The sequence below is a fragment of the Sphingomonas sp. JC676 genome (assembly GCF_014489075.1).
Classification (GTDB): Bacteria; Pseudomonadota; Alphaproteobacteria; order Sphingomonadales; family Sphingomonadaceae; genus Sphingomonas.
This window is the reverse complement of record NZ_JACTGR010000002.1, coordinates 716157-730943: the sequence shown is the minus strand read 5'-3', so window position 1 is coordinate 730943 and position 14787 is coordinate 716157. Positions and strand designations below refer to the sequence as shown.

The window sequence follows — 14787 nt, the reverse complement described above, 5'->3', positions numbered from 1 at the left end:
GTCTCTCCTTGGCGGTTCACGTTGCCGTTCAAACGCTCCCGGCCGCCTTATTCTCCGCCGGAAGCGCGGGTTTGCTCGCATCGGGATAGGGCATGACGATCCTCCCGTCCGGCGCCGCCGTGAAGGTCGTCTGGGTGGGATAAGGGATGCGGATTCCCTCGGCCGCAAACTTGCGCACGATGCCGAGCATTAGCTTGTCGCGCACGGCCTGCGCGTGCGGCACGTCGTCGCCGGGGACATCGAACTCGATCACGAAGTCGATCGAGCTGGCGCCGAACCCCTCATAGCTGGCGCGTGACAGCGTGCCGCCGGCTTCTTCGATGATTGTCTTGATCATCCCGGGCAGAGCCTCGAGCTTCTCGACGGGTGTTTCATAGGCGACGCCGATCGGGAGCTTGGTGCGCGTGTGGTGGCGCAGCGTCAGGTTCTCAAGCAGCTTGTCGAGCAGCTGCTTGTTCGAGATCACCAACTCCTCGCCAATGAACGAACGGATACGCGTCGACATCAGGCCGATCGCCTGGACAGTGCCGGAATTGCCATCGAAGCGGATCTTGTCGCCAACACGGAAGGGGCGGTCAAACAGGATCGTGAGTGCGGCGAACAGGTTGGCGAAGATGCCCTGGGCGGCCAGGCCTATCGCGATGCCGCCGACCCCGAGACCGGCGATAAGGCCGGTGACGTTCACGCCCAGATTGCCCAGCACCATGACCAGCGCGATCGCGAACAACACGACGGTGATGAGCAGGCGGATGATGCCGAGCGCGCTGGCCAGCCCGCTGCCGTGATAATCGTCGGTGCTGGTTCTGTGCTCGATTGCGCCAAAGATCAGCTCGCGCAGCCAGATCGCGGCCTGAAACACCGCGGCAATAGTGAAGAGGAATTCAATCGTGGTCTCGACCATCGGCGGCGGCCCGGCATAGCCGGAGACCAGTCGAATCGAGGCCATCAGGATGAAGAAATTGCCGGTCTTCGACACGGCGCGGCCCAGGATCGAGTACCAGCTGGCGGTGCCTTCGCCCTTGCGGCAGAGGCGGGAGCCCCAGGCCTTGATGGCGTGAAGCGCGAAGAAGACCGCGACGGCGATGCCGGTCGCGACCAGGATGTTGAGCCAGTGATTCTGCACCCAGATCGTCGAATCCTGGAAGAAGGTGTGCGCTTGCGCTTGCAGCTCATCGCCCGACAGGAGTCTCGGTTCGGCCTTGGTCGTGTTGGTCATGGATTCTTTCAGGCTGCCTTGGCGCGCGGCGCGGTCGCGCTTTCGAGAAAGGCGATCAGTCCGCGTTCGTAACGACTGAGGTATCGCGTGGCGCGCGGCAGGTGCAAGGCCTCGCGGAACGACGCCTGGGCGTCACGATCCTTGGCGAGATCGATCAGCCGCGGATGGACATAGGATTTGCGGGCGATAGCCGGAGTGTTGCCCAGCGCCTCGGTCACCGGATCGAGCATCGAGTTGATGCCCAGATAGGCTTCCGCGTCCGCCAGCGCCTCGAACGCGACCACGCTCGCCCCCCAGGTGCGGAAATGCTTGGCGGTGAAATCCTCGTCCGTCGCGTCGCGGATATAGGCGTTGACGTCGGTCGAGGTGACGGGATGCGCCTCGCCGGCTTCATCCACCCAGCGGAACAGATGCTGGCCCGGCAGATCCTGGCAGCGCTTGACGAAGCGGCTGAGCGATCCGTCGGTGATCGTCATGACGCGCAGCTTGCCCGATTTGGCGCGGAACTGGAGGCGGAGTTTCTGCCCCTTCACCCGGGCGTGGCGCTTGCGCAGCGTCGTCGCGCCAAAGCTCTTGTTGGCCTGGGCATACGCCTCGTTGCCGACGCGGATCGTGCCGAGATCGAGCAGGCGGACCACCGCCGCGACGGCCTTTTCCTTGCACAGGCCGCGCAGCTTGAGATCGGTCTCCACCTTGGCGCGCAGCTTCGGCAGCGCTTCACCGAAGCCGGAGCAGCGATCATATTTGGCCGTCTCCTGCGCCTCGCGGAAGCCGGGGTGGTAGCGATATTGCTTGCGGCCCTTGTCGTCATAGCCCGTCGCCTGGATATGGCCGCGCGGATCGGGGCAGAACCAGGCTTGGACATAGGCGGGCGGCAGACCGATGCCGTTCAGCCGATCGATCTCTTCGCGATCGGTGATGCGCTTGTCGTGCGCGTCCCAATAACCCCAGCCGTGGCGGACCTTGCGGCGTGTGATTCCGGGCTCGTGGTCGTCGACATAGACGATGTCGCTGTGCGGCATGGGGCTCCCTCGCAAGTGCGGCGATCAATGCGCAGACACCTCGATCGTTCCGGGAGCTGCGCCGCCGGCGGTCAGCCGTGCGGGGATCGAGGCGCGGGGGGAAGGGGCCTAAACGGCCGGAGGTTCAGAGCATTGATCCAGTGCTGCGTGGGGCGCTCGACCAGGTGGTAGAGCGCGACCGAAGCGGCGAGCACGATCGTCAGATAGAGCGCCACCAACGGCCAGCTGACCGCGTGGACGTCGCTGACGAAGGCGAGCTTGAAGGCGTACCAGAGCAGATAATGGCTGAGATAGGTCGCGTAGCTGATCTCGCCGAGATAGTGGAGCGGCGCGGTCTCCAGCGGATTGCCGCGGCGGCCGGCGCTGAGCGCGAGCGCGAGCAGCAATGCGGCGAATCCCACGGGTACGACGAGGGTTTCGGCCAGCATGCCCGTGGTCCAGCCGACGAGCATCGCCAGCGTGACGATGGCGCTGGCGACGGCGGGGAGTTGCCAGTGGTCGCGCCAGCGCAGCCAGAGCGCGCAGATAGCGGTGCCGCAGGCGAATTCGAGCACGCAGCGGATCAGGCCCATCCGGCTGATCTCCTGGCCAAGCTGCCACAGGCCGCGTTCGACGAAGACGGTGTGGAGCAGCAGGAGCAGTGCGCAGATCGCGACGAGGATCGCGGCGGAGGGAACGCGGCGCCAGTCGATAGCGAGCGCGAGGAGCGGGAACAGCAGATAAGCGGCGAGCTCGCACGAGATCGACCAAGCCGGATCGTTCCAGGTCAGCGAGTAGGCAAGGCCCCAATTCTGGACGAGCGCGATGTGGAAGGGCAGCTCGGCGAAAGGGAAGGCGTCGCTGTGGCGTCCGGTCGCGAGCATCGCCAGCGCCATCAGCATAGCGAAGCCGAGCATGAAGAGGTGGAGCGGCCAGATCCGTGCGATGCGGCGCTTGAGGAAGGCGGGTACCTCGGCGAGTCCGCCGGCGCGCAGCCGCTCCGAATAGCTCAGCCAGATGACGAAGCCGGAGAGCAGGAAGAAGAAGTCGACAGCGAGATAGCCCTTCTGGAAGACGGCCATCGCGACGTCGGGCAGTCCGTCGATCGAGCGTCGGATATGGAAGAAGACCACCAGCCACGCGGCGATGCCGCGCGCCGAGGTGAGCGCCCGCAACTCGCCCTTCACGCCGCTGCCATCCTCGGCTTGCGCAGGGGGCGCCATGAGCTCTCCGCGCGCTTGCGGGCGCAATAGGTGTCGAGCCCGATCTGCGCACCGATCAGCATGTAGATGAAGGGCTGGAAGGCAATCGCGATGAAGGTGCCGCCGAGCATGTAGATGAGGTGGCCGCTCTGGAGCGCCGAGGCGAGCGGCGCGATCCATTCCTGGCCGGGCTCGGGCTTGGCATAGCGGCGGCGGAGCACTTCCATGCGGAAGATGCCGGCAAGGTTGAGCAGCAGCCAGATGGCGAGGCCGGGATAGCCCTGTTCGCCGAGCATCTCGAAATAGGCGCTGTGATAGGCACGCGCCTTGTCGACCTCGAGGCTGCGATCGACCTTGGCGTTGCCGCCGCCTTCGCTTTCGACCGCGACCTTCTCGTAGCGGATATGGTTCTGGCGATAGGCCTCGAAGCCGCCGCCCATCGGATGCGTCTTGGCGTAGTCCATCGTCCATTGCCACACCGCGAGGCGCGTCGAGGCAGAGGCATCGGCCTGGTAGGTCTTGATCGTGCCCATCCGCTCGGTGAAGGCCGAAGGGAGGAAGGGGATGGCGACCAGCGCAACCGCGCCGAGCGCGCCCAGATAGACGAACTTCTTCTTGGTATCGCGCAGCATCAGCACCGCGAGCAGGACGATGCAGAGCAGGCCGGTCCGCGTCGAGGTGCCGATCGGAATCAGCAGGCAGGCAAAGACCAGGGCATAGGCGAAGACCTTCACCTTCCAGTCGGGCGGGAAGATCGTGCCGTAGCGGGTGAACCACAGGATCAGCGGGATGATCGCGATGGCGACCATCGAGATGGTGCTGCCTTCGTAGAGCCCGGAATTATTGGCGACCATAAGGTTGAGCTCGCCATAGCCGCCGCCCGACAGGATCGTCTTGATCCCGCCAACGATGATGATCGACGCGGCCGAGAGCGTCATGAACAACAGCAATGCCTCGATGCGGAGCTTGGTGCGCAGCGTCAGTGGCAGGAAGGCGGCGAAAGCGAGCGCCTTCCATACCCAATCCCATTTGTCCTTGGCTTCCAGCGGGAAGTCGGCGTGCATCGTGGTGTACCAGCAATAGCCGAGCAACAGCACGATCAGGAACTGGCGCGGGGCGACGCGAACGTCGCGCTTGTCGTCGATCGCCAGCCAGCCGGCCACCGCGAGCGCGACGGCGATCATCGAGATCGGCAGCGAATTGAGCAGCAGATAGGTCAACCGCTGGGGCGAGACGATGTCGATATAGGCATAGACGAGCACGAACAGGAACGGCTTGCGGAAGCCGAGCCCGAAGAAGCTGAACAGGAACAGGACGAAGGCATAGTCACGCACCGGGCTTGCCCCAGCGCTTAGCCTTGCGCGGCTTGGGTGCGTCGTTGGGCCCAGGTTCGTGATCGAGATCGGAACGGCGCAGCAGCAGGAACGCGGCGAGCATCATCAGGCCATGGCTCAGGCCGAGCGAGAGATTGTCGATCATTGGCCCGCGCCGCTCCTTCCAGAGCGGGTCTAGCGAAGGGCGGTTGACGTGCCGTTAAGGGCTGCGTGGCATGGAAAAGCCACGATGCGCATTCTCCACATCCTGGACCACGGCCTGCCGCTCCATAGCGGCTATGCGTTCCGCACCCGCGCGATCCTGAAGGCGCAGATCGCGCGCGGATGGGACGTCGCGGCGGTGACCGGACCGCGCCACGGCGAGGCGCCGGCGGCATATGAAGTCATCGACGGGCTTCGCTTCTTCCGCACCAAGGCGCCCAAGGCCGCCTCGCCGCCCTTGGGCGAGTGGCGCGAGATCGATTCGTTCGCGCGGCGCATCCGGCAGGTGGCGCTGGGTTTCCAGCCGGACGTGCTGCACGCCCATTCGCCGGTGCTCGATGCGATGGCAGCGCTGCGCGTCAAGCGCCAGCTCGAGCTGCCCTTGATTTATGAGATCCGCGCTTTCTGGGAGGACGCGGCGGTCGGCAACGGTACGGGGCGCGAGGGGAGCTTGCGCTACCGAGTCACCAAAGCGCTGGAGACGCGCGCGGTGCGGAAGGCCGATGCCGTCGCGGTGATCTGCGAGGGGCTGCGCGGCGACCTGATCGGGCGCGGGATCGACCCGGGCAAGATCTTCGTCTCGCCCAACGGCGTCGACATGGGAGTCTTTGGCGAGCCGGTGACGCATGATGCGGCACTGGCGGCGGAGCTGGGGCTGGATGGTACCGAGACGATCGGCTTTATCGGCAGTTTCTACGATTATGAGGGCCTGGACGACCTGATCGCGGCGATGCCGGCCCTGGTCGCGGCGCGGCCCTCGATGCACCTGCTGATGGTTGGCGGCGGGCCGAAGGAGGCGGCGCTCAAGGCGCAGGCCGCGGCTTCGAGCGTGGCGGACCGCATCCGCTTCGTCGGGCGCGTGCCGCACGAGCAGGTCGAGCGCTATTACAGCCTGGTCGACGTGCTGGTCTATCCGCGCAAGGCGATGCGGCTGACCGAGCTGGTTACGCCGCTCAAGCCGCTCGAGGCGATGGCGCAAATGAAGCTGGTCGCCGCGTCCGATGTGGGCGGGCATCGCGAGCTGATTCGCGACGGCGATACGGGCACGCTGTTCGCGCCCGACGATCCCGCCGCGCTGGCGCGATCGGTCGCGGGGCTGTTTGCGGACCGCGCGCACTGGGATTTGCGGCGGGCGCGGGCGCGGTCCTTTGTTGAAACGGAGCGAAACTGGGCTGTAAATGTGGCACGGTATGACTCTGTTTACCAAAGATTGGCCATAAGGGGTGCGATGAAGGAATCGTGGTCGCACACGCCCCCGGTGAACGCATGAACCTGCCGATCGCGCCCTTGGCTGCTGTCGTGCTGGGCGCCCTGGCTGCGCTCGGCGTTGCGGCGATGCCCGTCTCCGGGCTGGAAAGCCTGGTGATGGACTCCGGGCTGCCTTCGGTGCTTCCCGCCGCCGAGCCGCCATTGGGCCTTACCGCCCGCGCTGTCATGGCGCTGCTGACCGGCGGCTTTGTCGGACTCTTCACCTGGCTCGCGGGATTCATCCTGGTCGGCACCCGCAGCGTGATGCTGGGCAAGACGCCCGAGGCTTCGGACGAGGACGTGCCGATGCCGGTGCTCCGCCGCGCCGACGCGCATCCCGATGCCCCGCCGCGCCCGCCGCTGCTGGCGACTCGCGACCTGGGAACGCCGTTCCTCGAAGTGCGCGCAGTAGACGCCAAGGTAAGCGAAAGTGTCGCGGAACCGGAAAAGATCGAGGCCCCCGTCGAGCCCCTCGAGCAGCCGCTGCCCCAGGATCTGGAACAGCCGCTTTCAGCCTTCGATCCGGACGCGATCCTCGCCGTGCCGATGCCGCCGCCGATCAAGCTGCCGCCGATCCGCCGCTCGGCCACGCCGCCGGTGTTCGAACCCCATGAGCGTTTCGAGGTTTTCGAGCTGACCCCGACGGTGCGCAAGCCGGCCCCGGCTCAGGCCGCGCCGGCCCCCGAGCCCACGCCGCCTGCCGAGCCGATCGCGCGGCCCGAGACCGAAGCTTCGGTGCATGCCTTGCTCGAGCGGCTGGAAAAGGGCGTGGTGCGCCGCAGCCAGGCCAAGGCCGCGACGGCCAAGCAGGCCGAACGCGGACTGGAAGACGCGCTGGCGACGCTGCGCAACATGGCGCGCCAGGCCTGAGCGCGACTAGCGCTCTTCGACCGTAAGTATTTCCAATTCAATCGTAATTTCTGCTCCCGCATGCCGCGCCGCGACGACCGATAGGTCGGCGACCAGATGACCGCGCAGGACAAGCTCGACCTCCGGAAGCGCTGCGATCCAGGCGATCAGCGCGGGGGATGGCGGGGCCGATAGTTCGACGCTGTGTCGTGCGCCGGTGAAGGTCGCGCTCGCCCAGCGCGACCAATCCGCCGTCACGACCGTCACCGGGCACTCCGCAGCCGCCGCGCTCCTTGTCAGCGCGCGCGCGAGCAGGGTCGCGGCATCGGGTCCGCGGCTCATGGCGCGCGCTCCGCTGCCTGTTGCGCGGCGATGAACGCCTTGAGCCGCGCCTCGAGCTTGGGCCGCAATTCGCGCCCATTGCGCAAGTCGCGCACCAAGCCGGGATCGCCCGCCGCGAGGCGGCCGAACTTGCTGGCAGGCATGTCCGTTCGCCGCAGGAATTTCTCGATCTCGCGATGCACCGACATCCATGTCCTCCTCCTGAGTCGCGGTGAATATGATCCTGTTTTGTTCTCCAAATCCTACTTGTCTAGGAAAAATCCTACGTCTATGAACGGAGTATGGATGCGGAGGCGCAACGGGCCGCGCTGGCGGCACTGATGGCGGAGCAGGGCGCGAGCCTTGCCGAGCTTTCGCGCGTGATCGGGCGCAATGCCGCCTATCTGCAGCAATATGTACGGCGCGGGTCTCCCCGCGCGCTGGCCGAGCGCGACCGGGCGCGGCTGGCGGCCTATTTCGGCGTGGCGGAGGAGCGGCTGGGCGGACGGCCGAACGAAGCGAATGTGGACGTTCCGCGCATCGATGTTGGCGCCTCGGCCGGACCGGGCGGGCTGGTCGATGCCGAGGATCGGCGCCAACCCTTTGCTTTCCCACCTGCATTGCTGCGCCAGCTTGGGGTGCGCACTTCAGCGGCCAGCATGATCCGGGTGGAGGGCGACTCGATGTCGCCGACGCTCGAGGATGGCGACGAGATATTGGTCGACCGCGACGTGCGGCGCGTGGAAGCGCGCGGCGGCATCTTCGTGCTGCGGCTGGACGGCGTGCTGATGGTCAAGCGATTGCGGGCCGCGGTGGGCGGCGTCGAGCTGGTGAGCGACAACCAGGCCTATCCGCCGCGCGTGGTGCCAGCGCGCGAGATCGAGGTGATCGGGCGCGTGGCCTGGCTCAGCCGGGCGATCTAGGGCGGAGAATTGTCGTGCCCAGCAAAGCGGTCCGTTCGTCGCTGCGTGCTGCGAGGCTTGCGCGGTTCGGAAGCTATCCTCCCGATTCTGCGATCTACTGGGCCAGGGGGCCGATCCCATCTCCATTCCACGTCTCTCGCAAAGGCGGAAGGCGGAAGGAGTGGAGATCTGTGATGAACCGCTATCAGCAAATAGATCTGGGAATCCCCCGGCCGACGCCGGAGGCATCCGTGCCGCCCGCAAATGTGGGAGAGACGGGCTGGGACATTCTCCTCGCCCTACATTCCAGCCATCGCCATCAGATGAGCGTTAAAAGGCTGGGCTCGCTTCTCAGTGTGGCCCCGCATGTCATGCACTACTGGCTGGGCTGGCTCGAGGATCGATGGTTGGTCAAGGCCGCGAAAGACGAGGTCAATGGCGAGGTCGGAACCATTCTGACGCGGCATGGCCTCGAAGTGTTGGACCGCTACCTGTCGGCACTCAACGCCTTGCACGCGGAGCGATGATGGTCCGGCGATCACCGACCTTCACTCCAACTCGCTTGATACCGGCGCCCTCATCCACTCACCCGAGCGGATGCACAGCCGGACAGAATGGGATTGTTGGAACCTCAGCGCTCGGCTTGGGTTGTGACACTTCGTTAACCATTGGAAAAAAGCAATGACGACGTCTTTAACGAAACTCGCCCCTGCGGTGATTCTGGTTGGTGCGCTGGGCCTGGGTGGCTGCGCCACCAAGTCGTTTGTGAGAGAACAAATCGCTCCTGTGAGCCAGCGCGTTGATGCGCTCGAGGCAAAATTGCAGGAAACCGACGGCATAGCGAAGTCGGCAGATGCCACCGCGAAGGCGGCACAGACAGAGGCACAGGCAGCATCCGGGCAAGCGCAGAATAACGGCCAGCGTCTGGATCAGCTCAATGCCCGTGTGGATGGCATCGAGCAGCGGATGCAGGCGCAGGAGAACAAGCGGAAGCGGCCGCGCAATTGATGCAAGGCAGCGATGCCGATCGGACTCTGATTTCCCGCGACGGCCGTCGCTGCAGGCGACGGCCCTCTCGTTTCGAGCGCCTCAAGCGATGATCAATGTCTTTCTGGCGCTTGTCGGACTCGTGCTGACGGTTCCCGCGCCTGCACGGGCGGAGAGCGCACCGTTGTCAGGACCGGCCTCGGCACAGCCCGGGACCATGGAAGCCGAGGCTACGGTGAGTCCATCGGCGGCGGCGACGCGCGTCGCCGATTGGGTCGCGGCGTCCGGGGATAACGGGACCCTGCCCTATATCATTGTCGACAAGGCGACTGCTTCCCTCTTTCTTTTCAGCGCAAAGGGAAAATCGCTCGGCAGGGTTCCGGTATTGATCGGCGTTGCCGTGGGAGATGACGCTACTCCCGGCATCGGCAGCAAGGATCTTGCCAAGATCGGTCCCGCGGAGAAGACGACGCCCGCGGGGCGTTTCCTCGCGAAATATGGATTGGCCGCTGGCAAGCAAAAGGTGCTCTGGGTCGATTATGCCACCTCGGTGGCGCTCCACCCGATCCCGCCGGGGGCCAGCAAGAAGGAACGGCGCCGCCAGCGGATGCTGTCGCCGACTTCAGACGACAACCGCATAACATTCGGGTGCATCAATGTGCCCGCGGCCTTCTACAGCAAGAGCGTGCAGCCGCTTTTCCAGAGGAAGGGTGGATATGTCTATGTGCTGCCCGACACCAAGCCGCTTGAGGAGGTTTTCCCTCGCTTGCGGGTTCAGGCCGTGATGAACGGCGCGCCCTGACAGCGGGCCGCCGGTATTCGCGCGCTCGGCCTAGCCCCGCATCCGATCGATCAGCCAGACCAGCAGCGCGAGCGTGATGCCCACGGCGGCGCCGATCACGAAGCCGAACGAAGCCTCGCCCTTCACCGCGCCAACGACCGCGCCGATGAGGATGCTCATGCTGAGCAGGAAGCCGCCGGCGAGCGGCGCGCGGGAAGTGGTATTTGCCATGCGCGCCCCTGTGCCACGTCGCGCGGCGCGGCGCTACCGGCTGGGATGTGGTTACCGGACGGGTGACCAACATCAGCGACGGAACACTGAGGAAGCGCGGGTATGAGGGACATGCGGGTCGGTCCGGGCGCGCACCTGTACGGAGCATCGATGGACAGCTATCCCTATCTCGACCGGCGGGAAGTGGCCGAGGCCGACGAACTGATCCGCACGTTCGGCGAGGATGCCGGCTGCGAGGCCGCGGCGCGCGCCGACCGCAGCCGGGATCTGGGCAACCATGTGCATTTCGCCCGCTGGCGCCAGGTCGAGCGGCTGGTGGTGCTGATGTCGATCCCGCGCGCGGTGGGGACGGTGCACTGAATCCTTTCGGCTGCGATTTCCGCACGCAGACCCACCATCAATGCAACGCGCCGGTGCTGGTCGCCGGTACCCCGCGCATCCTATGGATGTGGCTGGTGTACTGAGCGGAGTCGGAACATGGCACGGATGGCGAGGATCGAACGGACCGGCGGGCCCGAGGTGATCGAATGGGTCGATGTCGACCTGCCGCCGCCCGGCCCGGGCGAGGTGCGGATGCGCAACACCGCGGTCGGGCTCAACTTCATCGACACCTATCATCGCTCGGGGCTCTATCCGGTCGAATTGCCCAGCGGGCTTGGCGGCGAAGCCGCGGGCGTGGTGGAGGCGGTGGGCGAAGGCGTGACCGGCTTCGCGCCGGGCGACAGCGTCGCGACCTTCGGGCCGGGGCTCGGCGCCTATTCGACCGAGCGCAACGTCAAGGCCGCGACCTTGTTCAAGCTGCCCGACGACATCAGCGATGAGACCGCGGCGGCGGCGCTGCTGAAAGGCGGCACCGTGGAATTCCTGGTCGAGCGCTGCGCGCGGGTGCAGCCGGGCTGGACGGTGCTGGTGCATGCCGCGGCGGGCGGCGTCGGGCAGATCGCGGTGCGCTGGCTCAAGGCGATCGGCACGACCGTGATCGCGACTGTGGGGCATGCCGACAAGGTGGCGCTCGCCAGGGACGCAGGCGCCGACCATGTGCTGCTCTCGCGCGAGGAGGACATCGCGGCACGGGTGCGCGAGATCACCGGCGGGGTGGGCGTCGAGGTGGTGTTCGACGGCGTCGGCAAGGCGACGTGGAAGGCGTCCCTGGGCTCGACGAAGCGGCGCGGGCTGATCGTCAGCTTCGGCAATGCGAGCGGGCCGGTGGACGGCGTCAACCTCGTCGAGCTCGCGCGGGCGGGATCGCTCTATGTCAGCCGCCCGACGATGTTCGACTATTACGTCACGCCCGAGGAGCGCGCTACCGGGAGCGAGCGCCTGTTCGAGATGCTGCGCAGCGGGGCGATCCGGGCGGACATCGGCCAGCGGTTCGCGCTGGAGGATGTCGCCGATGCGCACCGGGCGCTGGAGGCGGGACAAACGACGGGGTCGACGATTCTCGTGCCCTAGATGCTATTCGGGCCGGCGGCGCACTTGATCGGCCGCCGCTCCAGGATCTCGGTCGTCGTCCGCGTCTCTACGCCCTCGCCTTGTCGAATGGAGAGCGTGACGACCTTGGTCCGGCGCCGCACATTGCCAGCGGCATCGGTGTCGAAACGGACTTTGATCGTTCCGGAGATATCCTCCGTCTTATGCACCTTGATCGCGGTTTCGCGAGCCAAGGGCTTTTTGCTGATTTCAGCCACCACCAGATCGGCCTCGACGCGGTCGCGGCGCACGGCATCCGGGTCTACGGACAATTCGGCGAGAAACGCCTTTCCGTCAGGCGTCCGATGCAAATGCGCCGTGCCAGTCGCCTGGTCATCGCGCCAGGGCGCATCTTCGGAAAGCGGCTCGTAGCCGAGTTCGAATGCCTCGACTGTCCGAAGTACCGATTCCGGATCGCATTCGACCCGGAAGGCGTTCCAGGTGAAGTACCATTTCCCGCACGCGGTGCGCGGCAGGTTGGCCGCCTTCAGCCATTCGTCGCGGCGTGCTTCGAGCTCGGCGAGGTTGCGCAATTGCGCCGGCGCCGTGCGGGACTTGAGGACGCGGGCAGGAAACGCCCACTCTCGGGCGCGGTCGTCCGCCGTTGCATCGTCCGGGAGGTCGTATTCGGTTTCGACTCCGGCATCGCTGACGGTGATCACGCGCGCGACGAGCGTGTCCCGATCGTGCGTAGTTCCCGTCGATCCATCACCCTTCCACTCGGAATTGCTGGTCCGCAGGATCTCGAAGGCGTCGCCGACATGTGCCGGCTGCGCGGTCGCGAGGTGCGGTGCGAGCAGCGCGGCGGCGACCGCCAGCGCGCGCAATCTCACGCCAAAGCCCCCACAAGTGCCTTGACCTCCATGAACTCGGCCAGACCGAACTTGCCGTGCTCGCGGCCGTTGCCGCTCTGCTTGTAGCCGCCGAAGGGGAGGCTGGGATCGGGCTGGCCGCCGTTCACATAGACCATGCCGGCGCGCAGGCGCGGGGCGACGCGCTTGACGCTTTCGGCGTCGCCGAAGATCACCGCGGACAGGCCGTAATCGGTGTCGTTGGCGATGCGGATCGCGTCTTCCTCGTCCTCATAGGGGATGATCGTGACGACGGGGCCGAAGATCTCCTCGCGCGCGATCGTCATGTCGTTGCGGACGCCCGAGAAGAGCGTCGGCTTGACGAAATAACCGGTCTCGACGCCGTCGGGACGGCCAGGGCCGCCGGTCTCGAGCTTGGCGCCTTCCTCCAGCCCCTTGGCGATCAGGCCCTGAATCTTGTCCCACTGCGCCTTGTTGACGACCGGGCCGATATGGCGGCCTTCCTCGGCGGGGTCGCCGGTCTGGGTCGCCTTCATCACCTCGGCCGCCATCGCGGCGACCTGGTCCTGCAGGTGCTTGGGCACGAGCAGGCGGGCGGGGGCGATGCAACTCTGCCCCGAGTTCATGAGGACGCTGAACAGCGTGCCGGGGACGGCGCGGCTGAGGTCGGCGCTCTCGAGAACCACGGACGGCGACTTGCCGCCCAGCTCCTGATGGACGCGCTTGACCGTCTCGGCGGCGTTCTTGGCGACGAGGATGCCGGCGCGGGTCGAGCCGGTGAAGCTGACCATGTCGACCTTGGGGTGGCGGCTGAGCGCGGTGCCGACGCCGGGTCCGTCGCCCTGGACGAGGTTGAACACGCCCGCCGGCGCACCGGCCGCGTCGAGCACCTCGGCGAAGATCGCGGCGACGCTAGGGGCTTCCTCGCTGGGCTTGAGGATCATCGTGCAGCCGGCGGCGAGCGCGGGCGCCACCTTCGAGACGATCTGGTTGAGCGGCCAGTTCCACGGGGTGATCATCGCGACGACGCCGATCGGCTCGTGGACGACGAGGCTGTTGCCGATCTGCTCCTCGAACTGGAAACTGCGGAGCGCGTCGATCGCCGCCTTCCAATGACCGATACCGGAGCCGACCTGGGCGGTCTTGGCGAGGCTGAGCGGTGCGCCCATCTCGAGGCTGATCGCCTCGGCCATGTCGCCGGCGCGGGCCTTATAGGCGGTGAGGATGCGCTCGATCAGCGCGATGCGTTCTTCGACCGTGGTGCGCGAGAAGCTTTCGAAGGCCCTGGCGGCGGCGGCCACCGCCTTGTCGACATCGGCCTGGGAGCCGAGCGTGATCTCGGTGACGGGCTCCTCGGTGGCGGGGTTGATCACCGCGTGGCGGGTGCCGCCCTCGCTCTCGACCCAGGCGCCGTCGATAAACTGCTTGAGGTAGCTACGCATGCCCGCGTCTCCGTTTAGAACTTTCGGTATGGCGCTCTAGATGGCGCCGGGCGCACGGGGTTGCAAGCGCCATCGCCGGGACCCGTATGCGCTTCCGTCACCCTGTCATGCTTCCAGCATGTAATCCGCCACACTATAGCAGTGGCTCGCCTGATAAGCGTTCCGGCCCCGGTTCATGTGCGAGAGATTGAACCTCCGAATGGCGCGCAGCGCGTGGCTGGACGCGAGGAACTCGCGGATCGACGCGGAGCCCCGCACCGTGACGCCGAAAATGTCCGCGCCACGCGGGAAGAAATGGCCGACATCTTCCGGTGTCGTGACGCAGCGCTCGAGCAAGACTTCGTCCAGATGCTCCTGCGTGAGTGAATGGTCGGTGGTGAAATCCGAGAGGTGGAGGATGAATCTCGAACGGATGCCTTCGCCGTCCGCATAGAGCGTGAAAAGCTCCATCCAGCTTGAATTGACGCGGACCAGAGGCTTGTCGGAGGTCGACGGCAGGCAGGAGACCGACCAATAGTGACGCTCGGTCGTGCGCGGCATCGGAATGCAGCTTTGGCCGTAGAGCGCCAGGATCTCCAAAACCTCCTGTGCCTGCGGGCGACGAAGCAGTTTTTGAAGGCGCGCGGCATATTTGAACCGCTGTTCAAGCGACTCCGGGCGCTCGCCGGCGTCGCGCAAGTCCGTCTTGCCTTCGATCCAGTCGCGCTGCTGCTCGAGATCCAGAAACTGGCGCAGACCGGTGGTGCCGCGGCGGGGAGAGGGGCTCATGTCAGCTGCCATGGGAGATCCA

19 protein-coding genes are annotated in these 14787 nt (G+C 66.1%); 8 read left to right on the top strand and 11 right to left on the bottom strand.

Translation table 11 applies throughout. The annotated features are described in order from the left end of the window. Positions 1 to 28: 28 nt before the first annotated feature. The 5 genes from IAG41_RS10235 to IAG41_RS10215 all read right to left on the bottom strand — a co-directional run bounded on the left by IAG41_RS10235 (position 29) and on the right by IAG41_RS10215 (position 4898). A complete protein-coding gene (locus IAG41_RS10235; protein WP_187728496.1) occupies positions 29 to 1216 on the bottom strand; it encodes a mechanosensitive ion channel family protein in 1188 nt (395 codons plus the stop codon). An 8-nt stretch (positions 1217 to 1224) separates the two neighbouring features. Further along, positions 1225 to 2238, bottom strand: coding sequence for a DNA topoisomerase IB (locus IAG41_RS10230; RefSeq protein ID WP_187728495.1), 1014 nt, complete (start codon positions 2236 to 2238; stop codon positions 1225 to 1227). Between the two features lie 71 nt (positions 2239 to 2309). Continuing rightward, positions 2310 to 3440, bottom strand: coding sequence for an acyltransferase family protein (locus IAG41_RS10225; RefSeq protein ID WP_187728494.1), 1131 nt, complete (start codon positions 3438 to 3440; stop codon positions 2310 to 2312). Next, a complete protein-coding gene (locus tag IAG41_RS10220) occupies positions 3401 to 4753 on the bottom strand; it encodes a putative O-glycosylation ligase, exosortase A system-associated (RefSeq protein ID WP_187728493.1) in 1353 nt (450 codons plus the stop codon). Before IAG41_RS10220 ends, IAG41_RS10225 begins: the two co-directional genes overlap by 40 nt. Next, positions 4746 to 4898 carry a hypothetical protein gene (locus tag IAG41_RS10215; protein WP_187728492.1) on the bottom strand — a complete coding sequence of 51 codons (153 nt, stop codon included), beginning with the start codon at positions 4896 to 4898 and terminating at the stop codon, positions 4746 to 4748. Before IAG41_RS10215 ends, IAG41_RS10220 begins: the two co-directional genes overlap by 8 nt. Before the next feature lie 84 nt (positions 4899 to 4982). On the opposite strand from IAG41_RS10215, the gene IAG41_RS10210 reads away from it, so the two are divergent. After that, a complete protein-coding gene (locus tag IAG41_RS10210) occupies positions 4983 to 6224 on the top strand; it encodes a TIGR04063 family PEP-CTERM/XrtA system glycosyltransferase (protein WP_187728491.1) in 1242 nt (413 codons plus the stop codon). Next, the gene (locus IAG41_RS10205) at positions 6194 to 7072 is read left to right on the top strand and encodes a hypothetical protein (protein WP_187728490.1); all 879 of its coding nucleotides are present in this window, start codon (positions 6194 to 6196) and stop codon (positions 7070 to 7072) included. Before IAG41_RS10210 ends, IAG41_RS10205 begins: the two co-directional genes overlap by 31 nt. Positions 7073 to 7078: 6 nt before the next feature. Here IAG41_RS10205 and IAG41_RS10200 read toward each other — a convergent pair whose 3' ends face one another. Together IAG41_RS10200 and IAG41_RS10195 are read right to left on the bottom strand one after the other, a co-directional pair. Then, the gene (locus IAG41_RS10200; protein WP_187728489.1) at positions 7079 to 7393 is read right to left on the bottom strand and encodes a hypothetical protein; all 315 of its coding nucleotides are present in this window, start codon (positions 7391 to 7393) and stop codon (positions 7079 to 7081) included. Beyond that, positions 7390 to 7581 carry a hypothetical protein gene (locus IAG41_RS10195; RefSeq protein ID WP_187728488.1) on the bottom strand — a complete coding sequence of 64 codons (192 nt, stop codon included), beginning with the start codon at positions 7579 to 7581 and terminating at the stop codon, positions 7390 to 7392. The genes IAG41_RS10200 and IAG41_RS10195 overlap by 4 nt, the downstream gene beginning before the upstream one ends. A 93-nt stretch (positions 7582 to 7674) precedes the next feature. On the opposite strand from IAG41_RS10195, the gene IAG41_RS10190 reads away from it, so the two are divergent. From IAG41_RS10190 to IAG41_RS10175, 4 genes are all read left to right on the top strand, one after another. Further along, positions 7675 to 8295, top strand: a complete 621-nt coding sequence (locus IAG41_RS10190; protein WP_187728487.1) for a helix-turn-helix transcriptional regulator — start codon at positions 7675 to 7677, stop codon at positions 8293 to 8295. Between the two features lie 173 nt (positions 8296 to 8468). Continuing rightward, complete coding sequence (locus tag IAG41_RS10185) at positions 8469 to 8801, top strand: hypothetical protein (protein ID WP_187728486.1); 333 nt, start codon at positions 8469 to 8471, stop codon at positions 8799 to 8801. A 154-nt stretch (positions 8802 to 8955) separates the two neighbouring features. Further along, the gene (locus tag IAG41_RS10180; protein WP_187728485.1) at positions 8956 to 9282 is read left to right on the top strand and encodes a hypothetical protein; all 327 of its coding nucleotides are present in this window, start codon (positions 8956 to 8958) and stop codon (positions 9280 to 9282) included. An 88-nt stretch (positions 9283 to 9370) separates the two neighbouring features. Further along, on the top strand, positions 9371 to 10063 hold the full coding sequence (locus IAG41_RS10175) for a hypothetical protein (protein ID WP_187728484.1): 693 nt from the start codon (positions 9371 to 9373) through the stop codon (positions 10061 to 10063). Positions 10064 to 10093: 30 nt separating this feature from the next. On the opposite strand, the gene IAG41_RS10170 is transcribed toward IAG41_RS10175, so the two are convergent. Continuing rightward, positions 10094 to 10273 (bottom strand): hypothetical protein, encoded by a 180-nt coding sequence (locus IAG41_RS10170; protein ID WP_187728483.1) that lies wholly within the window; start codon positions 10271 to 10273, stop codon positions 10094 to 10096. A gap of 150 nt (positions 10274 to 10423) precedes the next feature. On the opposite strand from IAG41_RS10170, the gene IAG41_RS10165 reads away from it, so the two are divergent. Further along, the gene (locus IAG41_RS10165) at positions 10424 to 10633 is read left to right on the top strand and encodes a hypothetical protein (protein ID WP_187728630.1); all 210 of its coding nucleotides are present in this window, start codon (positions 10424 to 10426) and stop codon (positions 10631 to 10633) included. A gap of 117 nt (positions 10634 to 10750) precedes the next feature. Next, positions 10751 to 11725 (top strand): quinone oxidoreductase family protein, encoded by a 975-nt coding sequence (locus tag IAG41_RS10160; RefSeq protein ID WP_187728482.1) that lies wholly within the window; start codon positions 10751 to 10753, stop codon positions 11723 to 11725. On the opposite strand, the gene IAG41_RS10155 is transcribed toward IAG41_RS10160, so the two are convergent. From IAG41_RS10155 to IAG41_RS10145, 3 genes are all read right to left on the bottom strand, one after another. Next, complete coding sequence (locus IAG41_RS10155; RefSeq protein ID WP_187728481.1) at positions 11722 to 12570, bottom strand: hypothetical protein; 849 nt, start codon at positions 12568 to 12570, stop codon at positions 11722 to 11724. The two genes, IAG41_RS10160 and IAG41_RS10155, sit on opposite strands and share 4 nt — an antisense overlap. A gap of 2 nt (positions 12571 to 12572) precedes the next feature. Next, on the bottom strand, positions 12573 to 13997 hold the full coding sequence (locus IAG41_RS10150) for an aldehyde dehydrogenase family protein (RefSeq protein ID WP_187728480.1): 1425 nt from the start codon (positions 13995 to 13997) through the stop codon (positions 12573 to 12575). A gap of 105 nt (positions 13998 to 14102) precedes the next feature. Next, the gene (locus IAG41_RS10145) at positions 14103 to 14777 is read right to left on the bottom strand and encodes a hypothetical protein (RefSeq protein WP_187728479.1); all 675 of its coding nucleotides are present in this window, start codon (positions 14775 to 14777) and stop codon (positions 14103 to 14105) included. Positions 14778 to 14787 lie beyond the last annotated feature (10 nt).

Coding starts and splice junctions, on each gene's coding strand:
- IAG41_RS10235 (WP_187728496.1), bottom strand. CDS start 1,216: ATGACCAACACGACCAAGGCCGAACCGAGACTCCTGTCGGGCGATGAG.
- IAG41_RS10230 (WP_187728495.1), bottom strand. CDS start 2,238: ATGCCGCACAGCGACATCGTCTATGTCGACGACCACGAGCCCGGAATC.
- IAG41_RS10225 (WP_187728494.1), bottom strand. CDS start 3,440: ATGGCGCCCCCTGCGCAAGCCGAGGATGGCAGCGGCGTGAAGGGCGAG.
- IAG41_RS10215 (WP_187728492.1), bottom strand. CDS start 4,898: ATGATCGACAATCTCTCGCTCGGCCTGAGCCATGGCCTGATGATGCTC.
- IAG41_RS10210 (WP_187728491.1), top strand. CDS start 4,983: ATGCGCATTCTCCACATCCTGGACCACGGCCTGCCGCTCCATAGCGGC.
- IAG41_RS10200 (WP_187728489.1), bottom strand. CDS start 7,393: ATGAGCCGCGGACCCGATGCCGCGACCCTGCTCGCGCGCGCGCTGACA.
- IAG41_RS10195 (WP_187728488.1), bottom strand. CDS start 7,581: ATGTCGGTGCATCGCGAGATCGAGAAATTCCTGCGGCGAACGGACATG.
- IAG41_RS10190 (WP_187728487.1), top strand. CDS start 7,675: ATGGATGCGGAGGCGCAACGGGCCGCGCTGGCGGCACTGATGGCGGAG.
- IAG41_RS10185 (WP_187728486.1), top strand. CDS start 8,469: ATGAACCGCTATCAGCAAATAGATCTGGGAATCCCCCGGCCGACGCCG.
- IAG41_RS10180 (WP_187728485.1), top strand. CDS start 8,956: ATGACGACGTCTTTAACGAAACTCGCCCCTGCGGTGATTCTGGTTGGT.
- IAG41_RS10175 (WP_187728484.1), top strand. CDS start 9,371: ATGATCAATGTCTTTCTGGCGCTTGTCGGACTCGTGCTGACGGTTCCC.
- IAG41_RS10170 (WP_187728483.1), bottom strand. CDS start 10,273: ATGGCAAATACCACTTCCCGCGCGCCGCTCGCCGGCGGCTTCCTGCTC.
- IAG41_RS10165 (WP_187728630.1), top strand. CDS start 10,424: ATGGACAGCTATCCCTATCTCGACCGGCGGGAAGTGGCCGAGGCCGAC.
- IAG41_RS10160 (WP_187728482.1), top strand. CDS start 10,751: ATGGCACGGATGGCGAGGATCGAACGGACCGGCGGGCCCGAGGTGATC.
- IAG41_RS10150 (WP_187728480.1), bottom strand. CDS start 13,997: ATGCGTAGCTACCTCAAGCAGTTTATCGACGGCGCCTGGGTCGAGAGC.
- IAG41_RS10145 (WP_187728479.1), bottom strand. CDS start 14,777: ATGGCAGCTGACATGAGCCCCTCTCCCCGCCGCGGCACCACCGGTCTG.